Annotated in this window: 15 protein-coding genes and 1 tRNA gene; 9 read left to right on the plus strand and 7 right to left on the minus strand. The window is 51.7% G+C overall.

Going from position 1 to position 14,589, the window contains the following annotated elements; translation table 11 throughout:
* Positions 1-4: 4 nt before the first annotated feature.
* Positions 5-1,696: a DUF262 domain-containing protein gene (locus BLP78_RS04130; RefSeq protein ID WP_090456796.1), complete on the minus strand. Its 1,692-nt coding sequence runs from the start codon at positions 1,694-1,696 to the stop codon at positions 5-7.
* A 352-nt stretch (positions 1,697-2,048) separates the two neighbouring features.
* On the opposite strand from BLP78_RS04130, the gene BLP78_RS04135 reads away from it, so the two are divergent.
* The 5 genes from BLP78_RS04135 (at position 2,049) to BLP78_RS04155 (ending at position 6,479) form a co-directional block, all read left to right on the plus strand.
* Positions 2,049-2,999 carry a D-2-hydroxyacid dehydrogenase gene (locus BLP78_RS04135; protein ID WP_090456798.1) on the plus strand — a complete coding sequence of 317 codons (951 nt, stop codon included), beginning with the start codon at positions 2,049-2,051 and terminating at the stop codon, positions 2,997-2,999.
* Positions 3,000-3,345: 346 nt separating this feature from the next.
* The gene (locus BLP78_RS04140) at positions 3,346-3,765 is read left to right on the plus strand and encodes a rubrerythrin family protein (protein ID WP_025041542.1); all 420 of its coding nucleotides are present in this window, start codon (positions 3,346-3,348) and stop codon (positions 3,763-3,765) included.
* Positions 3,766-3,885: 120 nt separating this feature from the next.
* Entirely contained in the window at positions 3,886-5,217 is a 1,332-nt protein-coding gene (locus tag BLP78_RS04145) for a heterodisulfide reductase-related iron-sulfur binding cluster (RefSeq protein WP_090456800.1), read from the plus strand.
* A gap of 159 nt (positions 5,218-5,376) precedes the next feature.
* Positions 5,377-5,964, plus strand: coding sequence for a DUF3501 family protein (locus BLP78_RS04150; RefSeq protein WP_090456804.1), 588 nt, complete (start codon positions 5,377-5,379; stop codon positions 5,962-5,964).
* Positions 5,964-6,479 carry a CNP1-like family protein gene (locus BLP78_RS04155; RefSeq protein WP_090456806.1) on the plus strand — a complete coding sequence of 172 codons (516 nt, stop codon included), beginning with the start codon at positions 5,964-5,966 and terminating at the stop codon, positions 6,477-6,479. The genes BLP78_RS04150 and BLP78_RS04155 overlap by 1 nt, the downstream gene beginning before the upstream one ends.
* A gap of 65 nt (positions 6,480-6,544) precedes the next feature.
* Here the strand turns inward: BLP78_RS04155 and BLP78_RS04160 are convergent, their stop codons facing one another.
* The 5 genes from BLP78_RS04160 to rplU form a co-directional block, all read right to left on the minus strand.
* Entirely contained in the window at positions 6,545-6,874 is a 330-nt protein-coding gene (locus BLP78_RS04160) for a protein tyrosine phosphatase family protein (RefSeq protein ID WP_090456808.1), read from the minus strand.
* Positions 6,875-6,914: 40 nt separating this feature from the next.
* On the minus strand, positions 6,915-8,033 hold the full coding sequence (proB, locus tag BLP78_RS04165) for a glutamate 5-kinase (protein ID WP_090456810.1): 1,119 nt from the start codon (positions 8,031-8,033) through the stop codon (positions 6,915-6,917).
* Between the two features lie 284 nt (positions 8,034-8,317).
* Entirely contained in the window at positions 8,318-9,382 is a 1,065-nt protein-coding gene (gene cgtA / locus BLP78_RS04170; protein WP_090456812.1) for an Obg family GTPase CgtA, read from the minus strand.
* Positions 9,383-9,464: 82 nt separating this feature from the next.
* Positions 9,465-9,722 carry a 50S ribosomal protein L27 gene (rpmA, locus tag BLP78_RS04175; RefSeq protein WP_090456815.1) on the minus strand — a complete coding sequence of 86 codons (258 nt, stop codon included), beginning with the start codon at positions 9,720-9,722 and terminating at the stop codon, positions 9,465-9,467.
* Between the two features lie 11 nt (positions 9,723-9,733).
* Entirely contained in the window at positions 9,734-10,045 is a 312-nt protein-coding gene (gene rplU / locus BLP78_RS04180) for a 50S ribosomal protein L21 (RefSeq protein WP_090456817.1), read from the minus strand.
* 190 nt (positions 10,046-10,235) lie between these two features.
* Between rplU and ispB the strand changes: the two genes are divergently transcribed.
* From ispB to ampD, 4 genes are all read left to right on the plus strand, one after another.
* Entirely contained in the window at positions 10,236-11,204 is a 969-nt protein-coding gene (gene ispB, locus BLP78_RS04185; RefSeq protein ID WP_025041533.1) for an octaprenyl diphosphate synthase, read from the plus strand.
* 169 nt (positions 11,205-11,373) lie between these two features.
* Positions 11,374-11,450 (plus strand) — tRNA-Pro (locus BLP78_RS04190).
* Between the two features lie 468 nt (positions 11,451-11,918).
* Positions 11,919-12,158, plus strand: coding sequence for a PP0621 family protein (locus BLP78_RS15920; protein WP_090456819.1), 240 nt, complete (start codon positions 11,919-11,921; stop codon positions 12,156-12,158).
* A gap of 73 nt (positions 12,159-12,231) precedes the next feature.
* Complete coding sequence (ampD, locus tag BLP78_RS04200; protein WP_090456821.1) at positions 12,232-12,792, plus strand: 1,6-anhydro-N-acetylmuramyl-L-alanine amidase AmpD; 561 nt, start codon at positions 12,232-12,234, stop codon at positions 12,790-12,792.
* Here the strand turns inward: ampD and BLP78_RS04205 are convergent.
* The gene (locus tag BLP78_RS04205) at positions 12,781-14,454 is read right to left on the minus strand and encodes an ABC-F family ATPase (protein WP_090456823.1); all 1,674 of its coding nucleotides are present in this window, start codon (positions 14,452-14,454) and stop codon (positions 12,781-12,783) included. The two genes, ampD and BLP78_RS04205, sit on opposite strands and share 12 nt — an antisense overlap.
* Between the last annotated feature and the right edge of the window lie 135 nt (positions 14,455-14,589).

The following is a 14,589-nucleotide window of genomic DNA, read 5'->3' on the forward strand; positions in this document are numbered from 1 at the left end:
TTTTCTATAAAGAAAGCGGCCAAGCTTTAATAGCTAGTTTCGCTAGATTCTGCTGGCGCGCCTTAATCTCATCTGGCCCCCAATTTTGGTTTTCTGCTGCTGATGAAGTAAGAATGAAGGCCGATTCGCTCAGTATGGGTTTCTTTTCCTGATATGAGCTGTTACCAATCATGGCATTTTTCTTTGCTTGCAACAGGACAAGATTTCCAATTCGTTTGTACCAAGCAGATGCCATATCTGCATCAACATTAACCCAAGCAGTACCTGTGTTTTCCGGCAGAATGTGTTCCAGGTTGATCGTGCTTTCATCATCCGAGGGTACAAATTCTGGTTCCTGAGCATTTCTTGCATATTGCTCAAGAGCGCGTAAATAATATCTAGCTAAATAGTTTTGCGATATGGATGCCTCAGAAAAAGCAGATTCAAATTCTATATCGTTTGGTAGAATGCTTGCCAACTTTTCTGACAGACCAGAGGCAGTGGTGATAACTCCGCTAGTAACTTCATATGCCGCAACTGAATAGTTTCTATCCAATACTCCACCACGAGTGCCAGAGATTAGGATTCGAACAGACCAAAACACGAACAGACGAAAAGCTAATTTTGCTTCATTAATCAAGAATTTCCTCGCTACAGCGAACATTAGCGGTCGAATCTGAGATACACGCAGATCACGATTAATTGTCGTTATATTCTTTCGCGTTAAGGTTCCGTAATCATTCCATTTTTTATGCTCAGAATTGAAGAGCGCAGCATAGTGATTAGCACTTTCAGCAAGTTCATCCAGAAATTCGATCGCGCGAAGTTCATTGTTTACTGAAGATTTTATCTTGTCAAAGATATCCCGCTCTCTTATTGGTCCGTATTTATTAATCAATAAGTGGTGTAAATAAGTCACCGTTATATCGTCTTGACCGAGGGATTCTAATATCCCTATCATGATTGCCCACTTCTGCTGTCCCTCGACAATGCGATCGCCGCATAAACTTAGTAAATGGTTTTTTAATAAGTCAGCTTGCGAAGCTTTGAGGCCGCGATCATTTAATGTTTCGAACATCATAAACGCATTGAGATGATCAGGTACCTTTAACGCAATTACCTGTGCTCCAGTCTCAATAAAGGTAACAAGTTCAATAAGTCGGTCAGCGTGAAGCGCCTCCTTATGAGGTTTAAGAAGTTCTTTCACATAAGCGCTGGCCATCGAGGCAGCCTGAGATATTCGTTTGTGAGATTCCTTAGTTGCCTTCACATCCCGATCTTTGCTTTGTGGATCGGAAATGATTAGTTTTCGGAAGAACTCCTGATCATCAACGTTTAATCGAAGTTTAGGAACAGTTTCGGTGGTTTTGAGATCAACAGTACTTAAATATTTATCGGCAATGGCTGAGGCGCGTTTACTATCGCTGTGAGCATGAAAATAATCGCGAATGGCCGCGAGCAAAATTGACGTGGTCGCTAGCCGTTGTTGTCCATCGGAAACTTCCGGTTGATCACCGCTTCCTGTAGTGAGAACGATGGTACCGAGAAAATAGCTTCCGTGATTCTTCACAAGGGCGTGTGCAAAATCTTCAAATAAATCTTTTACATGATCTGGTTGCCAAGAGTATTCTCGTTGGTTTAAAGGAACAACAAGACGATTGTGGGCAAGAATTTCCCCGATGCCTTTGTGCTCAAAGTTGATTTCTTTATTTTTCATATTAAAAAGTTATCAGTTATCAGAACAGACGCAAGATCCTAAACCTCATTTTCCTCAGTTTCTCTGATTGCCCCGATCTTCTCGCAGGTTGTGTGTTCTCTGTCGAAAGCAGTACTCTGGCAATGCCAAAGCCGGTCTGACTCGAGTGACGAAGTATTAAAGAAGGATAGCACTTATAAAGCTCGGACTGAGACACTACCACAAAGCTCCTCCTATTGATCTGACATTCCAAAAGTTACAGACTTGATTATTTGACATCGGAAGATCGGATTGGACAGCCTTGTGATAGCACTGATCTATTGACAACACGACAATATTCTTAAAACCCTAACGTTTGACCAAGTGGATACACATGAGCCATCACATCGTCTTTCCGGAGCGGGATTCACTCAAGGTGAAGGTGCGCCGGCCGAATTTTGAGCATACATACGAGGAATACGCGCAAACGGCTTCTGATCAGATCGTGCCGCACCTGCAGCGTGCGACTGTGGCCATCATCAACAAATTGGGATTGAGCGACGAGATCCTTGCGGAATTGCCCAGGCTGAAGATGATAGCGATTGCCGCAACGGGATATGACGCCATCGATATCGCAGCCTGCCGCAGGCGTGGCATCGTGGTGGCGAATATCCGTAATTATGCGATTCATACCGTGCCTGAACACGTGTTCGCGATGGTGCTCGCGTTGCGCCGCAACTTGCTGGCGTACCGGCAGGAGATTGAGCAGGGGGCGTGGCAGAAATCGGAACAGTTCTGTCTGTTTACGCATAATATAAGCGAATTGTTCGGCTCGACCATGGGGATTATCGGAGAAGGCGCTATCGGGCGCGGTACCGCTGCAATCGCGCGCGGGTTCGGCATGCGCGTTCTGTTTGGGTACCATCCGTCCACCAAGAAAAAAGATGTGCTGCTCACCCCTTTCGATCAGGTGCTCGCCGAGTCGGACATACTCTCGCTGCATTGCCCTTTGTCGGCGGCTACGCGCAACATGATCGGCATTGATGAATTGCGCAAGATGAAGCGCAGCGCGTTGCTGATCAATACCGCACGGGGTGGACTCGTCGATGAGGCGGCGCTGGTTCAGGCCCTGGAAGAAGGCATTATTGCAGGCGCCGGCTTCGATGTACTCACCGTCGAGCCACCCAGGGAGGGCAATCCATTGCTCGACCTGCGCCGTCCCAATTTCATTCTTACGCCACATATTGCCTGGGCCTCGGCTGAGGCAATGCACTTTCTCGCCGATCAGCTAATCGACAATATCGAAGCCTGGGTGGCCGGAAAGCCGCAGAATCTGGTTACCTGAGTAAAGAGGCTGATCAAGCGGAATTCTGTACGCATAAGGCAATATTTTGCCTTGTCAGCTTATCGCTTTTTAGTTATGCCATCTCCACCCGGCTTAAAGTGAATGCAGGTTATTTTTTCGTATTGTTCAGTGCGATTAACCACGTCAAACGCAATTGGGCGCACACAAGCATAAACCGTATGCAAGTCGACCGGTTGACAAGGTGAAGGCCCTTCGATAGTCTCTCAGGGTTAAGTTTTGGCCTGGTTTTGGGCCGCTTCAATTCATGTGGTTCGAGCATTCAGGTCGGGTGGTTCGTGGATATGATCAGTTTGATTATTGGTACTTAAATAACAGGAGGGGAAACATGGAACTTAAAGGATCGAAAACTGAAGAAAACTTGAAAGCTGCCTTTGCCGGAGAATCTCAGGCCAATCGCCGTTATCTCTATTTTGCAAGCAAAGCGGCTGTTGAAGGTCAGGATGATGTGGCAAACATCTTCCGCACGACGGCGGAAGGGGAAACCGGGCATGCTCATGGACACCTGGAGTATCTGGAGGCTTGTGGCGATCCGGCTACAGGGATGCCTTTCGGTTCATCCCGCGCCAACCTGCAAACGGCGATAGCGGGCGAGACGCATGAATATACCGATATGTATCCCGGCATGGCCAAGTCTGCTCGCGACGAAGGTTTCGATGAAATCGCCGACTGGTTCGAGACGCTGGGCAAGGCTGAGCGCTCTCACGCCAATCGCTTCCAGAAGGTTCTGGATAATCTGGCTGATTGAGTCGTTGCAAGACAGAAATGGACCGGGTCGAGTGCCAGCATTCGATCCGGTCGGTTGGTCCGCTCTGACGCTCTGTTCTGAAGTTCCATCTGTTTTATCCTTATACATTTTCATATCACCATGACCACTCGAGAAGGCAGTCTGGAGCGCCCCACGCGTCATCCGCTCGACTGGGAAAATCCGGATTTTTATGACGAGCTGAAGCTATTCAGTGAAATGGAGCGCGTCTTCGACATTTGTCATGGTTGCCGCCGTTGCGTCAGTCTATGCACGGCGTTTCCGAGCTTGTTCGATCTTATAGACGAGGGAAGCACCGGTGAACTCGATGGGGTGGAGAAACAGAACTTCTGGGAGGTAGTGGATCGCTGTTATCTCTGCGATATGTGTTTCATGGCGAAATGCCCCTATGTGCCCCCGCACCCATGGAATGTCGATTTTCCTCACCTGATGCTGCGTGCAAAGGCTGTCAAGCACAAAAAAGGCGACGTCCGCTTCCGTGATGAATTGCTTTCGAGCACGGATCTCATGGGTAAACTGGCCGCCATTCCGGTAGTGGCTCAGGCGGTAAACGCGGTAAACAAGGCGCCGGTCGCCCGCAAGTTGATGGATAACGTACTGGGTATTCACGCCGAGCGGAAACTGCCGGATTATGACAGCCATAAATTTCGCCCGAATGCGAGGATCAATCCATCTCATGAAGTCCGTGACGGCGACAGGACATCGGGGAAAGTTGCGATTTATGCCACGTGTTATGTCAATTACAATGAACCCGGCATAGGGCACGATTTATTGAAGGTGCTTGACCACAACCAGATTCCCACGCGCCTGGTGGAAAAAGAAGCCTGTTGCGGGATGCCAAAGCTGGAACTGGGCGATCTGGATGCGGTGAAAGCGCTTAAAATCAGGAATATTCCCCCTTTGGCGAAACTTGCGAAGGAAGGGTACGCAATACTTGCACCTGTGCCTTCCTGCACGCTTATGTACAAGCAGGAACTGCCGCTCATGTTTCCCGAGGATGAGGATGTGAAAGCGGTAGCCGCAGCAATGTTCGATCCATTTGAATACCTGATGTTGCGCAACCGGGACGGTTTGCTGAAAACCGATTTTAAACAGCCGCTGGGCAATATTTCGTACCATATTCCCTGCCATTTGCGGGTACAGAACATCGGGCAGAAAACCAGGGAAATGCTGCAAATGGTTCCCGATACGAAAGTGAGCGTCGTCGAACGATGCTCCGGCCATGATGGGACCTGGGGAGTGAAAAGTGAACACTTCGCCGATTCCATGAAAATCGGCAAACCGGTATTCAAGCAAATGGGGGCCTCCACGCCCGATTACATCAGTTCCGACTGCGCCATCGCTGCCCGGCACATTGAGCAGGGTATGGGTGACACCAAGGCGCAGAAACAGCATCCGTTGACGCTGATCCGGATTGCTTACGGGCTTGACTGAACAGTTGGCTGAGCAATCGGCCTTCTTGCTTCGTTCCTGCCATTCCAGTTCGAGAATGGAGAGCGAAGGCGAAACACGAGACGGTACGCATGAGTGCCGTGAGGAACCGGAAACGAGACCAAAAACGCCTTATTTTTTAATGCAATGGAATAATAATTCATGCCTTCGATTACTCCCGGTAGTCTGATGACCCTGGAAACCTACGCTAAAGTGAGGCAGGAATTCCGCGCTCGCGTAATGGCGCACAAGAAAAACCGCAAGGTTCATCTGGGTGAGAATGTCACGCTGATTTTCGAAGACGAGTTGACGGTACGGTATCAAATCCAGGAAATGCTGCGGGCAGAGAAGATTTTTGATGAAGACGGCATACTTGCCGAGCTGGATGCATACGGTCCTCTGGTTCCGGATGGTGCCAACTGGAAAGCGACCATGATGATCGAATACCCTGATCCGGTCGAGCGCGCCGCCAGGCTGGCGAAACTGATCGGTATAGAAGATAAGGTATGGGTCAGGGTAAATGGCTGTGATCCGGTTTACGCCATTGCTGATGAAGACATGGAGCGTGAAAACGAAGAGAAGACATCTGCGGTGCATTTTCTGCGTTTTGAGTTCACCGGGGAAATGATAAAAGCGCTACATCAGGGTGTGTCCCTGAGCATGGGCATCGATCATCATGCCTATGAGGTTACGGCTGAGCCGGTGCCGGCAGCGGTACGCGAATCGTTGATCAAGGACTTGACCACGTAATGAAAAGAGTCCTGCTGCTATGCTTCTTGCCGGTTGCAGTTTATGCCCAGCAACAGAAATTCGAGTATGAATTCGATCATGAGAGGCCCTGGGTCGAACTTCAGGCGCAATTGCCTCCCTATCCGGAGACGGAAAATCTGCTGCAATTCGATGCGGGCCCCGTCAGCACAAACCTTCACTATGTCGACGCCTTGTCCATCACGGTCGGAGAGGATGGCGTAGTGCGTTACACCCTCGTGATCACATCATCGGCAGGCGGGATGAACGTGAGCTACGAAGGAATACGTTGCCAAACCGCCGAAAAAAGAACTTACGCCTATGGCCGAAATGACCATACCTGGACGCGGGCGGGAAGGTCGAAATGGGCCGATCTCGAAACGCTTAACCAGAACTACGCCCAGCGCGCGCTCTACAGGTATTTTTTCTGTCCGCTTGGATTCGATATGGTGAGGGATGCGGATGAGGCTATCCAGGCATTGAAAGCCGGAATCCACCCGCGAGCGGTACGATATTAGGCGGAAGCGTACTTTTGCTGGCCAAGTGAAAATTTCTTCGAGGCTGGCAGATCAGGTCGTGATTTTCAGCGCGCACGCTCATAAAGCACTTTAGAGCGAATCCCCAGGCGGCAATAGCCAAGTATGGGCCCGGGCAGTTCATCAATCGCCAGCTTGAACCGAGCAATTTGAGCGTCATTTATTTGTCCCGGCACAACCGGAAGGTAGGCAAATTCGAGGCCCGCCTCTCTTGCCGCCGACTCAAGAAAGTTGTGATCCGGATGAGCGCCACCATCCTCACTGTCCGGTCGATTGCAGATTACACTTCTGAAACCAGCCGCTTTAATATCAAGCAAATCCTCAACACTGATCTGTGGGCTGGTGGAAAAATTGTCGTCTATTTTCGTGAGCTTCATTGTATGTTCCTCAGAGTGTACAAGGCAATATTCTGCGATATTAAAGCAGGACCATATTATCTCTATGGATGAGTTCCGGTTCGCCTAAATAACCCAGAACAGTCTCGATTTCGTTACTTGCGTGCCGCAGAATTCTCCGGGTTTCCGCAGCATTGTAATTAATGAGTCCTCGCGCGATTTCCCGTCCGATGGGATCGAGGCAGCCCACCAGCTCGCCGCGCTCGAAGGTACCAATGACATTTGTAACGCCTATCGGTAAAAGACTTTTGCCGCCCACTGCAAGTGCTTCCACGGCGCCCTCATCCAGTATGACATTTCCGCGAATTTGCAGATGGTCTGCAAGCCATTGCTTACGTGCGGCCAGCGTCAGCGTTTCCGCCAGCAGTTGCGTGCCAACAGCTTCTCCCTTCGCGAGACGAATCAGGACATCAGCCTCATGACCCGATGCGATGATGGTGTGAGCACCGCTGCGTGCCGCGCGCTTCGCTGCTATTACCTTCGTCAGCATGCCCCCGCGTCCTATGTCGCTGCCCGCCCCGCCAGCCATCGATTCAATGGCAGGGTCTCCAGCCCTGGCCTCTTCCACGAGCTTTGCGTGTGCATCCTTACGCGGGTCGGCCGTAAATAATCCGCCCTGATCCGTAAGAATCACAAGCACATCGGCTTCAATCAGATTGGTTACCAGTGCAGCAAGCGTATCGTTATCGCCAAAGCGGATCTCGTCGGTCGCCACCGTGTCATTTTCGTTGATAACCGGGATGACGTTCATGTTTAACAGCGTGATCAGCGTCGAGCGCGCATTGAGGTAGCGTTTCCGGTCGGACAAATCCTCGTGAGTGAGCAGTATTTGCGCAGCCTGAATCCCGTGGGTGCGAAAACAGTGTTCATAGGCCTGCACCAGTCCCATTTGTCCCACAGCGGCAGCGGCTTGCAATTCATGCAGTGCATGAGGGCGTTTTTTCCATTTCAGGCGCCGCATGCCTTCCGCTATCGCGCCGGAAGAAACCAGTACGACCTCCTTGCCCATTTCCTTGAGCTTGGCGATTTGCTCCGCCCAGCCCGCAAGGGCTGTATGATCGAGCCCTTGCCCCTGGTTAGTGACGAGGCTGCTGCCAACCTTGATGACGATGCGCCGCGATTGTTTTAAAATGGATTCCATATCTGATTCTACGTTGTGGTCGCCGGATTATATGCATGCGCCAGGCCAAAGGATGAGGCAGATAGCATGCAGCTTCGTCATTTCTCTTTAACCCAGATAATTCATTAGGCGGCTCTGCGAGCCTACCCGAGTGCTGGCGGTCAGTTTGCGGCCATTTTCGCTACCTGCGCGGCGTCCATAGATCAAGCTATGGACTACTCTCAACCGGCAAAACTGTCTCGCAACCTGCTCACCATCATCTCGCGTCCTAATGGATTATCTGGGTTTAAAGAAAAGCCCGCGAGCTAAGATTCCGGATGATGCGCGTCAGTTGGTGCAGGCTCCTGATTTGCAATTCCCGCTTCTTGCTCCAGATAATTCATGATGGCGTAGGTCAGCTCTTTGCAGCCTTCACCAGCCAGCGCTGAAACAATAAAGGTCTCTCCTTTCCAGCCGAGGTTGCGTACGAATTTTTTGCATGTTTTTTCCCGCTCATCTTCCGGTAGCAGGTCAACCTTGTTGAGTACCAGCCAACGCGGCTTTTGATACAGGGATTCGTCGTATTGGCTGAGTTCGTTCACGATGGCTTTGGCTTCACGCACGGGATTAACGTTTTCATCCAGCGGCGCTACGTCCACAATATGCAGCAACAGACGGGTACGGGTAAGATGTTTAAGGAAGCGATGGCCCAATCCCGCACCTTCTGCCGCCCCCTCTATCAGGCCGGGAATATCCGCCATCACGAAGCTGCGGTTCTGGTCCACGCGTACCAGGCCGAGGTTTGGATGTAACGTAGTGAAAGGATAATCCGCTACTTTAGGGCGAGCGGCCGAAACCGCGCGGATCAGTGTGGATTTGCCGGCATTAGGCATGCCCAGAAGCCCCACATCCGCCAGAACCTTGAGTTCCAGCTTGAGGTCGAATTCCTCTCCGGGTTCGCCCAGCGTAAACTGACGGGGTGTGCGATTTATGCTGGATTTGAAATGCAGGTTCCCAAGGCCGCCTTGGCCGCCTTTGGCCAGCAAAACTTTCTGCTCGTTTTGCTTCAGGTCGGCGATCACTTCTCCGGTATTGGTGTTTGTGATAACGGTGCCTACCGGCATGCGTAATATAATGTCGTCGGCCCCCTTCCCGTAGCAATCCGAGCCGCGTCCGTTTTCCCCTTTTTTGGCGCGATGCGTATGCGCGAAACGGTAATCCACCAGGGTATTGATGTTGCGGTCGGCAATGGCAAAAATACTGCCGCCGCGACCGCCGTCGCCGCCCGAAGGGCCGCCTTTGGGAATGAATTTCTCGCGGCGGAAACTGGCTACGCCGTCGCCTCCTTTGCCCGCGATGGTATGGATTATTGCTTCGTCTATATATTTCATGGATGATCTTGCCTGTTATCGGCGATACAAACAAAAAAGCCCTATCGGTATGACAGGGCTCTTTAAGCGGAGATCAGTAAAACTAGACCGGTACGACGCTCACTACTTTACGTTGTGGCGAGCCCTTGATGCCGAAACTGACCTTGCCGTCGATCTTGGCGAACAACGTGTGGTCCTTGCCCATGCCAACATTCTCGCCGGCATGAACTCTCGTGCCGCGCTGACGAATGATGATGCTCCCAGCCGGAATCAATTCGCCGCCATAAGTTTTTACCCCCAGGCGTTTGGAATTCGAATCACGACCGTTTCTGGAACTGCCGCCTGCTTTCTTATGTGCCATGGTAAACTCTCCTAGACCGAAATGCCAGTAATCTGGATTTCGGTGTAATTCTGCCGGTGTCCTTGATGTTTCTGGTAGTGTTTGCGCCGACGCAGCTTGAAAATACGCACCTTGGCGTGTCTGCCTTGCTCCAGCACCGTGGCTTTGACCGAAGCGCCATCCAGCAAGGGCTTGCCCACCGAAACATTGTCCCCGTCGGCAACCATCAAGACCTGGTCGATCAGGAGTTCGCTCCCGATATCTGCCGGTACCTGTTCTATTTTGAGTTTTAGCCCGGCCTCAACACGATACTGTTTTCCGCCGGTTTTTATAATTGCATACATATTGGATTCCTATGCTCTCGTACGAGAGTGACCTGAAAGAGGTGAGCGCGAATTATACATAGTCGCTCGCTTCAGGTCAAAGGCCTGTTGCGAATCAGTTTTGTGCCAAAATGTCGGGATGCACCCGCTGTTGAACTTGACACGGTGGCAGGGACGTTTCTACCATGGCATCTTTTTTGCAGGAACCTCAGTGTCAATTGAACGTATCAGAAGTCTTATCGCCCAGGATATGGGCGCGGTAGATGCAGTTATTCGAGAGAAACTCTACTCCGATGTGGAGCTCATCCGTCAGGTAAGCGAATACATCATCAACAGCGGCGGAAAACGCCTGCGGCCCGCACTTGTGATTCTCTCCGCCAATGCATTTCGCTATGCGGGGCGGTACCACTACAATCTTGCGGCAGTCGTGGAGTTCATACATACCGCGACGTTGTTGCACGACGACGTCGTGGATGCTTCCGAGTTGCGGCGAAGCAAGGCAACAGCAAATGCCTTGTTCGGGAATGCCGCCAGCGTATTGGTGGGGGATTTTCTTTATTCTCGTGCGTTCCAGATGATGGTGGAAGTGGACAATATGCGCATCATGCAGGTATTGGCGGATGCGACCAACACCATTGCCGAAGGCGAAGTATTGCAATTGCTCAACTGTCGCGATCCGGATGTCGACGAGGAAAATTACCTGCGAGTGATCCGTTATAAAACCGCGAAGCTGTTCGAAGCGGCGACCCGGCTCGGCGCGATCCTCGGCAATGCCACACCGGCGGAGGAGGAGGCGATGGCCGCTTATGGCATGCATCTCGGCACCGCGTTTCAATTGACCGATGACATGCTCGACTACTCGGGGGATTATCATGAAACGGGTAAAAACCTGGGAGACGATCTGGCCGAAGGCAAGCCTACGCTGCCGCTTATTTACGCCATGAGAACAGGATCAAGTGCGCAGGCGGCAATAATACGCAATGCCATAGAGCAGGGTGGCGAGGGCGGCTTCCAGCCGGTCCTGGAGGTTATCCAGCAAACCGGCGCACTGGATTACGCCAGGCAACGGGCACAATCCGAATCCGAGATGGCGTCCAAAACGATTTCGTCGCTGCCTGATTCCAACTACAAGGAGTCCTTACTACAACTGAGCATATTTGCAGTGGCGCGAAATTACTAGGCGGTTTCCGCACCGGGATCAATGATCGGGTTTTTGTTCAATTTTGAGCGTTTTCCGAGCAGTTCCGGATTGCCGGGATATCTCTTCCTGCGTACAATTGCTGCCCACGGGCTTGAGAAGTTGAAGCAAGTTGCGTATAACAAAAATAAGTGTTTTAAAACAACTAGTTCGGGGTGTAGCTCAGCCTGGTAGAGTACTGCGTTCGGGACGCAGGAGTCGGAGGTTCGAATCCTCTCACCCCGACCATTCGTTCAATTCTTTTGTCTTTTCAATTTTTATCTCGCCTGAACGGAGCGATTTACAGGGGTTATAGAAAGTAGACCCCTAACCCTCCAACGCGAAATCGGTTTTCTGGTCGAGGCCAATAATAGCGCATTCGCTGCGGGATCAGGTTTTGCTCCTGACCCCCCGGTATCCTCCCGCACTCGTATCCGAGAGAACGCTGAACGGGTTGTGCCACACAGCGCAACGACTGACGTCGCTTAATGATCATGGTGCCGATAGCGGGGCCCGGACATCTATAATCCACCTCCGCAGAGTTGATGATCTGCGCATCCGCTTTCGTGGAATAAAAGCCTGGATGAAGGCCGGATGGAGCGGAATCAGGTATACCCTCTATGAAGCTTGCGCAGGATCACCCAAACGGTAGAATGTGTCGACATGCCTTTCACTGGCATACACGACAAATCTTGATACTGAAGCGGAGATCACGCGTTGGGTAGACTGTTATTTTTTGCCCTTATCGTTGTATTTTTCATCTGGGTGATAAGGGGTTATCAGCGCGCAATCAAAAAGCAGCGAGAAGAGGCGAATAAAGCGTCGTCGTCAATCGAAGGCGAGGACATGGTGCGCTGCGTTCATTGCGGCGTACATTTGCCCAGAAGTGAAAGTATCGCTTCAGAAGGCAAGTTTTTTTGTAGCGATGAACATCGCCGGTTGCACTTGCAGCCGTAGAACCACCTGTCCCGACCAGTGAGCCAGTGAGCAAGGTCCATGCGTGAGAGCGGTGTTTAAAGGCGGCCATCGGATGCGAATCGATGCGGCAGGCTATCTGGACGGGGTACGTTTCATTCTTTCCCCCAATTGCGACGAACGTCCCGCCGGATGCGCGATAAGCCTGCTGGTGATCCATAACATCAGCCTGCCGCCGGAAGAATTTAGCGGGGATGGCGTGATCGAATTATTCACCAACAGGATCGACCCCGAAGCTCATCCTTATTATCAGGCCCTTCGCGGCCTTAAGGTTTCCGCGCATTTTCTCATCCGGCGTGGGGGCGAGACTATCCAGTTTGTTTCCTGCGAAAAACGGGCCTGGCATGCGGGCGAATCCTGCTGGCAGGGTACGAGTCGCTGTAACGATTTTTCCATCGGTGTAGAGCTTGAGGGCAGCGATACGACGCCTTTTACCGATCTCCAATACGAGGCGCTGGCAGCACTCACCCGAACGCTTCAAAGCAGATATCCCATTACCGGTATTGTCGGGCACTCGGATATCGCGCCCGGCCGAAAGACGGATCCGGGCTCCTGCTTCGACTGGGAGCGTTACCGTGCCGCGCTGCCTGGCACGGACAACAGGTCAGCGGGATGAAGCGCGGATTTTTTCCTTGGATGCAGGGTTACCGCTCCGGGAGCCGGCGTTGTCCGGTACGGCGACCTGACTTCCCCTCAAATAATCTTCATAGCTGCCCTTGAAATCGTTGATTCCATCCGGCTTCATTTCGATGATATGCGTTGCCAGCGAGGATACGAATTCCCGGTCATGGGAGACAAAGATCAACGTGCCCGTATATTTTTCCAATGCGGCATTGAGGGATTCGATGGATTCCATGTCGAGATGGTTGGTCGGTTCGTCCATGAGCAGCACATTGTTTTTTTGCAACATGAGCTTGCCGAACAACATCCGCCCTTCCTCGCCTCCTGAAATTACCGTCACCGATTTTTTTACTTCATCGCCGGAAAACAGCAGTCTTCCAAGCACGCTGCGCACAGCCTGATCATCATCGCTCTGGCGCCGCCATTGCGTCATCCAGTCTGTGAGCGACATATCTGTTTCAAAGTCGGCGGCATGATCCTGGCCAAAGTAACCGGGGCGAGCCTTCTCCGTCCATTTCACCTCTCCCGCATCGGGCGCCAGGTCCCCCGCCAGACAGCGCAGCAACGTGGTCTTGCCGATACCGTTGGGGCCGATGATGGCGATTTTCTCGCCCGCTTCGACGTTGAGGCTGAATTTGTGAAGTATTGGTTTTTCCATGCCGGGAAACCGCTTGTCGATGCTTTGTATCGACACCGCCAGACGATGCAGTTTTTCACGTTCGTCCACATCAATGCGGATGTAGGGGTACTGCCGGCTGGAAGGCTTTACATCTTCCAGTTTTATCTTCTCGATCTGGCGCGCACGGCTGGTGGCCTGCCGTGCTTTGGAGGCGTTGGCGGAAAAGCGGCTGACGAACGACTGCAATTCGGCAATCTGGGTTTTCTTCTTTGCGTTGTCGGTCAGCATGCGCTCCCGCACCTGGGTGGATGCGGTCATGTAGTCGTCGTAGTTTCCGGGGTAGATGCGGATCTCCCCGTAATCCAGATCGGCCATGTGAGTGCAGACGCTGTTGAGAAAATGGCGGTCATGAGAGATGATGACGATGGTACTCTTGCTGGCGTTGATGACATCTTCAAGCCAGCGGATAGTGTTGATATCGAGGTTGTTGGTCGGTTCGTCCAGCAGCAGGATGTCGGGATCGGCAAACAATGCCTGTGCCAGCAATATGCGTAATTTGAATCCGGGGGCTATCGCGTTCATCGGACCCGTGTGCTGGGACAACGGGATACCCACTCCCATCAATAATTCTCCGGCACGCGCTTCGGCCGAATACCCGTCCAGCTCGGCAAATCGCGCTTCAAGATCCGCAGCGTGCATGTACTCCGCTTCGGTGGCGTCCGGATTGGCATAGATCGCGTCGCGCTCCTGCTTTACGCGCCATAACTCATCGTGCCCCATCATCACGGTGTCGATTACCAGGCAGTTCTCGAAAGCGAACTGATCCTGCCGCAATTTGCCTACACGTTCGCCGGAGTCAACGCTGACATTGCCGGAAGTCGGCTCGAGGTCGCCCCCGAGGATTTTCATGAAAGTGGATTTGCCGCTGCCGTTGGCGCCGATCAGGCCGTAGCGGTTTCCGTCGCCGAATTTGACCGAGACATTCTCGAACAGGGGCTTGGCCCCGAATTGAATGGTAATATTGGCTGTGGTGATCAAAGTGATATGCCTGAAAAGGATTTGAAAAACCCTCTATTTTACACGTTTTTGGCAATGGAGTTTGATAGGGTCCGCCGAATATACTGGAGTGTTTCCGGAAAGGTTCCTATTATCCTTTATGAATAACGGATTACT

Origin of the sequence: Nitrosospira sp. Nsp1 (assembly GCF_900100985.1) — a bacterium.
Taxonomy (GTDB): Bacteria; Pseudomonadota; Gammaproteobacteria; order Burkholderiales; family Nitrosomonadaceae; genus Nitrosospira.